The organism is bacterium (assembly GCA_035307765.1).
Lineage (GTDB): Bacteria > Sysuimicrobiota > Sysuimicrobiia > Sysuimicrobiales > Segetimicrobiaceae > Segetimicrobium.
Window position 1 is genome coordinate 100,828 of record DATGHU010000011.1, and the last position, 6,929, is coordinate 107,756.

General features: G+C 69.3%; 8 protein-coding genes. 1 reads left to right on the top strand and 7 read right to left on the bottom strand.

Annotation, left to right across the window (positions count from 1 at the left end):
• Nucleotides 1-169: 169 nt before the first annotated feature.
• A complete protein-coding gene (locus tag VKV57_04170; protein HLW59105.1) occupies nt 170-991 on the top strand; it encodes a cyclase family protein in 822 nt (273 codons plus the stop codon).
• A 3-nt stretch (nt 992-994) separates the two neighbouring features.
• Here VKV57_04170 and pyrE read toward each other — a convergent pair whose 3' ends face one another.
• The 7 genes from pyrE to VKV57_04205 form a co-directional block, all read right to left on the bottom strand.
• Nucleotides 995-1,555 carry an orotate phosphoribosyltransferase gene (pyrE, locus tag VKV57_04175; protein HLW59106.1) on the bottom strand — a complete coding sequence of 187 codons (561 nt, stop codon included), beginning with the start codon at nt 1,553-1,555 and terminating at the stop codon, nt 995-997.
• Nucleotides 1,556-1,581: 26 nt separating this feature from the next.
• Nucleotides 1,582-2,214, bottom strand: coding sequence for a TetR/AcrR family transcriptional regulator (locus tag VKV57_04180; GenBank protein HLW59107.1), 633 nt, complete (start codon nt 2,212-2,214; stop codon nt 1,582-1,584).
• A gap of 83 nt (nt 2,215-2,297) precedes the next feature.
• Nucleotides 2,298-2,639, bottom strand: coding sequence for a metallopeptidase family protein (locus VKV57_04185; protein HLW59108.1), 342 nt, complete (start codon nt 2,637-2,639; stop codon nt 2,298-2,300).
• A gap of 36 nt (nt 2,640-2,675) precedes the next feature.
• Complete coding sequence (locus tag VKV57_04190; GenBank protein HLW59109.1) at nt 2,676-2,882, bottom strand: NifU N-terminal domain-containing protein; 207 nt, start codon at nt 2,880-2,882, stop codon at nt 2,676-2,678.
• Nucleotides 2,818-3,636 carry a PASTA domain-containing protein gene (locus VKV57_04195; GenBank protein ID HLW59110.1) on the bottom strand — a complete coding sequence of 273 codons (819 nt, stop codon included), beginning with the start codon at nt 3,634-3,636 and terminating at the stop codon, nt 2,818-2,820. The genes VKV57_04190 and VKV57_04195 overlap by 65 nt, the downstream gene beginning before the upstream one ends.
• A gap of 23 nt (nt 3,637-3,659) precedes the next feature.
• Complete coding sequence (locus VKV57_04200) at nt 3,660-4,562, bottom strand: nucleotidyltransferase domain-containing protein (protein ID HLW59111.1); 903 nt, start codon at nt 4,560-4,562, stop codon at nt 3,660-3,662.
• Nucleotides 4,563-4,637: 75 nt separating this feature from the next.
• On the bottom strand, nt 4,638-6,929 hold a 2,292-nt coding region (locus VKV57_04205), incomplete at its 5' end, for a glutamate synthase-related protein (protein ID HLW59112.1).

Genomic DNA, 6,929 nt, shown 5'->3' on the forward strand with positions numbered 1-6,929 from the left:
GGAGTGAATTACTCATCTATTATTCTATGGTCGGACCGGGGCAATGTCAACACACCGCTTGCGAAAGTCCCGCCGCGGGCAGGGGGCCGTCACGCCGCGCGCGGAATATCTCGAGGGCACGCCTCCGGTTCGTGCCGGCGGCACGCGGAGCAGCGGAAGGGAGATGGCGATGCCTCTTGCCACACCCGATCTCGTGCGCAGCGTCACCGAACGGCGCGTCTACGACCTGGAGCAACCGCGGACGGCCGGCATGCCCATCCATCCCGCCCACCGACCGGGCTACGTCTACCAGCTGCACCGCCGGCACCGAGACAGCTACTTTCCACGGCGGCACGGACCGCGGTCCAGCGCATCCGGCATCCTCGTGATGATGGAGCACTCCGGGACCCACATCGACGCGCTCTCGCACCAGGCGGCCGATCTCCGACTCTACGGAGACGTGGAGATCACGCCGGAGGTCGAAACCGCGCGGGGGTTCACCAGCCACGGGATCGAGACGATGAACCCGATCGTCGCCCGTGGGATCCTCCTCGACGTCGCCGCCGCCAAGGGGCAAGACCCGCTGCCGGAGCACTATCCGATCACCCCATCCGACCTGGAAGCGGCGGCGCGGTTGGGCGGGGTGTCCGTCCAACCCGGGGATGCGCTCCTTGTGCGCACCGGGTACGCGAAGCTGTGGGCGGATGAGAACCGCTACCTGGCCGCCGCGGGGGTCGGGCGCGAGGCGACGGAGTGGGCGGCGGCGCGCAAGGTGCGCTGCGTGGGGTGCGACAACATGACGTGGGACGAGACCGAAGAGCGGGACCCACAGACGGGCGGCATGCTGTTCGCGCACCTGCACCTCATCGCCCGGTGCGGAATTGCCATCATGGAGAACCTCAACCTGGAGGAACTCAGCCGGGATCGGTGCCGGGAGTTCCTGTTCGTCTGCACCCCGCTGAAGCTCGTCGGCGCGACGGGGTCCCCGGTACGGCCGATCGCGCTGGCCTGACGGTCACTTCTGCGGGAGCGGCCACTCGCCGAGGGTGAAGAGCGCGCGAAACGCGTACCCGGCGGCCCCGACGCCCTCGGCGCCCCCTTCGTTGCGGTCCACCACCGCGAGCACGAGCAGCACCTTGGCCCCCGCCGCCTCCACCGTGCGGGCGGCCCGCACCACCTGCGCGCCGGTCGTCACCACATCCTCGATCACCACCACCGCATCGCCGGGCTCGAGGACCCCCTCGATCAAGCGGGCGGTCCCGTGGTCCTTGGTCTCAGGACGGACGATGACAAAGGGAAGCCCGGTCTCGAGCGCGACCGCCGTCGCGAGCGGGATGCCGCCGAGCGCGGGGCCCGCGAGCCGGGTCGTCTCGCCGGGGAGGAGGTGGGCCAGGAGTCGGGCGATGTCGCGCAGCAGGTCCGGCCGTGTCTCGAACCGGTACTTGTCGATGTAGTGGGTGCTCCTCCGCCCGGAGCTCAGCACGAACTCCCCGCGCAGAAGAGAGGTTTGGATCAATCGGGACCACGTCCGCCCCTGGAGCGCCCCCAGCACGGTCGCGGGAACCTGATTCGCCACCGGCGCGGGCCGCCCCGGCGGGGGGATCACCGGGAGGCGAGGGGGACGACGGTGAAGCCCACGCTCCGGAGCAAGAGTGGGGTCAACGGGGCCAGCACGTCTTCGAGGGGGTCCGGCTTTCCGGTGTTCAGCCACCTGAGCACCACCTCGCTGAGTGCGCCGATCCATACGTACGCCGCGGTCTCGGTGTCCTGTGGGGTCAACTTGCCATCCTCGACCGCGCGGTCGAGGTACCCGCGGAGCACCTCCACCAGCATGGCCTTGAGGGCGATCCGCTTTCCCTGGAACTCTGCCCCGACCGACGGCCAGTCGACGAGGACGATCTTCGCGATATCCCGATCGGCCTGAAAGGTCCGCACCACGGTGGCGACCGCCGCCTCGACCTGGGCCACTAAGCCGCGCGCCCGATGGACGGCCACCTGGATCTCACAGGCCAGGGTCGTGGCGTACTCCTCGACCAGGGACAGGAAAATCTGCTCTTTGCTTTGGAAGTAGAAGTAGACCGCCCCTTTTGAGGTCCCCGAGGCTTTGACGATGTCATCGACCACGGCGTTGTGGAAGCCTTTGGCGGCAAACACCTGTGCTGCGGAGTGCAGGATCCTTCTTCGGGTCTCTTCGCGCTGCTGTCCTTTGTGTAATCGATCTAAGGTGGTGGCCATCAAACCCCCCTCACCCCAGACTGACCAGTCGGTCTGGAACGGATTGTACTGCGGTCGGGAAAAGATGTCAACTTTGAGGGAAGTTAGTCCATCTGCTCGTCGGTGAGGCCGAAGTGATGCCCGATCTCGTGGATGACGGTCTGGCGCACTTCCTCGACGATCTCCGCGTCGGTCTGGCAGATCGCCTCGATGTTGTCCTGGTAGATGACGACCACCTCGGGCAGCTCATACGCCGCCATCGGCGACCGCTCCATTTCGCTCACGCCCTGGTACAGCCCGAGGATGTCGCCGCCCAACTCCCCGGCGATCTCGCGGGACGGTCGGGCTTCCACCATGACGGCGATGTTCACGAGCCGCTCCGCGAACCGGGCCGGAAGATCGTCCAGCGCCAGCGCGACCAGGCGCTCGAAGCGGGCTCTACGCATCGCGCGTCCCGATCCCGCGTGCGGGAACGCGCACGCTCAGGCTTCGGAAGCGAGGTGCCGGCGGATCGCGGCCTCGGCGGGGGGGACGACGGTTCCCCAGTCGATCCCGTCCTGCCGCGTCAGGGTGATGAAGTCGTTGAGGAAGAAGACCTGCCGCACCCCGGGAATCGCGAGCAGGTCACGGGCCAGCGGGGACGTCGCGGTGTTCGGGTCCGTGAACGTTTGGCTGCGGCCCTCGGTCATCCGCCGATTGACGATGAACTTCAGCGCGTTCACGTTCGGGGTGGGTTGGACGGTCACCTGAAGCGGGTTCGACACGACAGCACCCCTCCTGATGGGTGAGCATCGGCGGCGTCGCCGGCGGTTTGGGATCGAGCGGAGCGGCGGCCGGCGTCTTCGGCAGGAGCGATGCCGAACCCACTCCCATCGGCCCGAGGCTCACCAGCACGTCCACGGGGGCGTTGGGTCTCACCTGCTCCCCCGGCGGGGTGAACTGCTCGAGGACGGTGCCGGGCGCGGCGTCATCGTTGAGGTAGCTGACCCGCCCCAGGCGCAGGCCGACCACTTCCAGCCGGCGGGCGGCGTCGCTGACCGGGATGTCGCGCAGCCGCGGGACCGTGCCCGATCCTTCGCTGACGGTCAGTTGAATGATCGAGCGCCGCTGGAGCGGGCGGCCGGGCGGAGGGTCCTGGGCGAGCACCACCCCGATCGGCGCGTGCGGATCCTCGCGGTGCCCGGCGACGATGACCCCGAAGCGCAGCGGCACGATCATCTGCGCGGCCTCGGCGACGGTTTGACCGATCAGGTTCGGCACGCGGGGATGGGCCTCCAGCCATGCATCGCGCTGCTCGACGGAGGCGAACGCCACGACCGACGCCGCCAGTACGGCGAGGATGGCCACCCCCACCAGCGCCCGCCGCGGAAGCCGGCGCCAAGCCGCGCCGGGGATCCGCGGGCGTGTGCGCTCGACGAGCGGGGCTGAACCGTGACGCCGCATAACCCTCCCTCCGGTACCCGTGATCAGTGAAGCCGCTGGTTGGTGGAGAGACCAGGCAGCTCCGTGGTCCACGAAGCCCGACGGGCAAAGGTGATGATGGGAGGGAGGTAGTTGCGAATCTGGGAGATGACCCGCTCAGGGACCATAGCACTCGTTCCGGTCAACAGCGTCCACCGCGTCTCCACCATCGCCGAGAGGTGGAGCGCGAGTTCCATCGGGATGATGCCCGTGTCGGCGAGGGGCAGGAACACCTCCCACCGCCGGCTGGGACGCGGGATGCCGAAGGTGGTGAGCATCGCCTTGGCGATGCCCGTGGCCGCCCCGCTGGCGTTGCCGAACACGCCGATGATTTGGGTGACACGCTCGGCGTCTTGGGCCACGGCCTCGATGTCCCGGGTGAACATCTCGATGATCGGAACCGAGGTCAGCACCCGGCCGAACCGCCAGCCTATCCGGACGGGATCGAGGGGGCGCGACAGCTGCGCGAGCGTGGGGACGGGATCGCCGGAGGTGGGGAGCCCGAACGTGCGCGCCTGCATGATCGACTCGTGGGCCTCTTCCAGCAACCGCGGGCGCTCCTGCTCCAACCGCTCGGTCGTGCGCTGGACAAACGCCTCGCGCTCGGAGGGGTCGTTGTCCGCGAACACCCGGCCCCAGTTGAGGACCTCGTGGACGACCGGGAGGATGTGCGCATTCAACGCGAACGGCATCAGAATGCCGGGACACTCCCCCAAAGGGTTGCTGCTGGCGAGCCCTTCGAGGTACTCGGCGATCGCCTCCGCCTCCATGGCGTGGCGAAACAGCAGGGCGATCTCAATGTCGGAGTCGGGCCAGGTCCGTTCCGTGGCCGGCTGACCGTACAAGTAGGCGGCAACCACCTCGTCCTCGCCGCGGAAAAAGGCCTCCAGGTGTTCGTACGCCGTCATCGCCGCTGGTCCCCTCAGGTCCAAATTGTATCACAGCGATGCGGCGCGGGCTCTGGATCGCCCGGTTGCGCCGGGTCAGTTCCTCTGGCGGCGCTCCGGAGACGCCGGCGAAACGGGGGGAGTCGCGGGGACGGCACGCGGGGCCACCTTCCAAAACCGGCCCACCCACGCCTCCCAGTCCTCGAGGATCGCCCGCGCCCGCGGAGAGCCCGTCGCCTCCCGGTGGGCGGTGACGAGGCGGTGGAGTTCGGCGGCGTCCGCGCCGTCGGCGACCCGCGTCACCGTCACCATCCCCGGGTTGACCCGGCGATCGAATGTCTCCGGTTCATCGAGGACGTAGGCGACACCGCCGGTCATGCCCGCCCCGAAGTTTCGGCCGGTCTCCCCCAGCACGACGACGATCCCGCCAGTCATGTACTCGCAGCCGTGGTCGCCGAGTCCCTCCACCACCGCGGTCGCACCGCTGTTCCGAACCGCGAACCGCTCCCCCGCCCGGCCGGCGGCGAACACCCGCCCCCCCGTCGCTCCGTAGAGCACCGTGTTGCCGACCACGACGTGCCGGGAGGATTCCGGCAGGAGCGACCCCGGCGGGGTGATCACAATTTCGCCCCCGGTCATCCCCTTCCCGACGTAGTCGTTCGCTTCCCCGGTCAGGAGCAATCGCATCCCGGCGAGGCACCATGCCCCGAATGACTGGCCGGCGCTGCCGGTGAAGCGAAGGGTGATCGTGCCGTCGGGAAGGCCGGCGTCTCCGCGGTTCCTGGCGATCGCGCCGGCGATCCGCGCCCCCGCCGTCCGGTCGACGTTCCGGATCGGGAACGCCCGATCGACGGGGCGGCCCGCGGCCAGATCGTCCCCGATTTCAACGAGGATACGGTCGTCAAACGGCTCGCCCGGCCGGTCGTTTCGCTCCTGAACGTGGCGCCGGGCGCGGGTCCCCGAGGGGTCGGGGTCGGTGAGAATCGAGTCCAGCACCAGCCGCTTGGCCCGCGCCACCGGGATGTCCTCTCGCACCCGCAGGAGGTCCGCCCGCCCCACCAGCTCCGACACCGCCCGGCGGCCGAGCGCGGCGAGGATCCGCCGCACGTCCTCGGCGATCGCGAGGAAAAAGTGGATGACCCGTTCCGGGGTGCCGGGAAACTTCGCCCGAAGATCCCCCCGCTGGGTGGCGATGCCCACCGGGCAGGTGTTGAGGTGGCACTGACGCGCCATCACGCACCCCAGCGCGACGACCGCGGCGCTGCCGAAGCCGAATTCCTCCGCCCCGAGCAACGCGGCGATGACGACGTCCCGGGCCGTTTTCATCCCCCCGTCCACCCGCACCCGCACGCGCCCGCGCAGGTTGTTCGCCACGAGGGTCTGCTGGGTCTCGGCCAGTCCCAGCTCCCAGGGGACGCCGGCGTTCTTGATCGACTCCAGCGGCGAGGCGCCCGTCCCGCCATCGCAGCCCGCGATGTGCACGATGTCGGCGTACGCCTTGGCCACACCGGCGGCGATGGTGCCGACGCCGGCTTCGCTGACGAGCTTGACCGACACGCGCACCCGGGGGTTGCCCTGCTTGAGATCATAGATCAGTTGGGCGAGATCCTCGATGCTGTAGATGTCGTGATGGGGAGGCGGAGAGATGAGCGAAATCCCCGCCTGCGCGCGCCGGATCCTGGCAATCTCCTCGGTCACTTTCGTCCCGGGGATCTGCCCCCCTTCGCCGGGCTTGCTCCCCTGCGCCATCTTGATCTCCAGCTCCTGCGCCGCCACCAGGTACTGGGTGGTCACGCCGAAGCGGCCCGACGCGATCTGCTTCACCGCGGAGTTCGCCCAGGTCCCATCGGCGCGCGGGGCGTAGCGGGCGGGATCCTCCCCCCCCTCCCCGCTGCTGCTCTTCGCCCCGAGGCGGTTCATCGCGATCGCCAGGGTCTCGTGCGCCTCCCGGCTCAACGATCCGTGCGACATCGAGGACACGACGAACCGCCGGGCGATCGCCTCCGCCGGCTCCACCTCGTCCAGGGACACCGGAACCTCCGCCCGAAATTCGAACAGGTCGCGCAGCGCCGTCGGCGGCCGGTGGAGCACCTCCCAGGCGTAGGCGAGATAATCGTCCTCGCTGCCGCTCAGCGCCACCCGGTGGAGGGTGCGCACGACGTGGGGATGGAACGCGTGGTACTCGCCGTCCTTCCGGAACCGGAACAGCCCGGGATCGCCGAGCCCGGGAGGGGCGGCGGCGCCAAACGCGCGCCGGTGCCGGGCCAGGACGTCGTCCGCGATCTCGGCCAGTCCGATCCCGCCGAGGCGCGATGGGGTCCCGGTCAGGGCGAACTCAACGAGGGCGTGATCCAATCCCAGAACCTCGAAGATCTGCGCGCCGTGGTA

Excerpts from the sequence above, each read along its gene's own strand:
- VKV57_04170 (HLW59105.1), top strand. The coding sequence starts at position 170 with ATGCCTCTTGCCACACCCGATCTCGTGCGCAGCGTCACCGAACGGCGC.
- VKV57_04200 (HLW59111.1), bottom strand. The coding sequence starts at position 4,562 with ATGACGGCGTACGAACACCTGGAGGCCTTTTTCCGCGGCGAGGACGAG.
- VKV57_04185 (HLW59108.1), bottom strand. The coding sequence starts at position 2,639 with ATGCGTAGAGCCCGCTTCGAGCGCCTGGTCGCGCTGGCGCTGGACGAT.
- VKV57_04180 (HLW59107.1), bottom strand. The coding sequence starts at position 2,214 with ATGGCCACCACCTTAGATCGATTACACAAAGGACAGCAGCGCGAAGAG.
- VKV57_04195 (HLW59110.1), bottom strand. The coding sequence starts at position 3,636 with ATGCGGCGTCACGGTTCAGCCCCGCTCGTCGAGCGCACACGCCCGCGG.
- VKV57_04190 (HLW59109.1), bottom strand. The coding sequence starts at position 2,882 with ATGACCGAGGGCCGCAGCCAAACGTTCACGGACCCGAACACCGCGACG.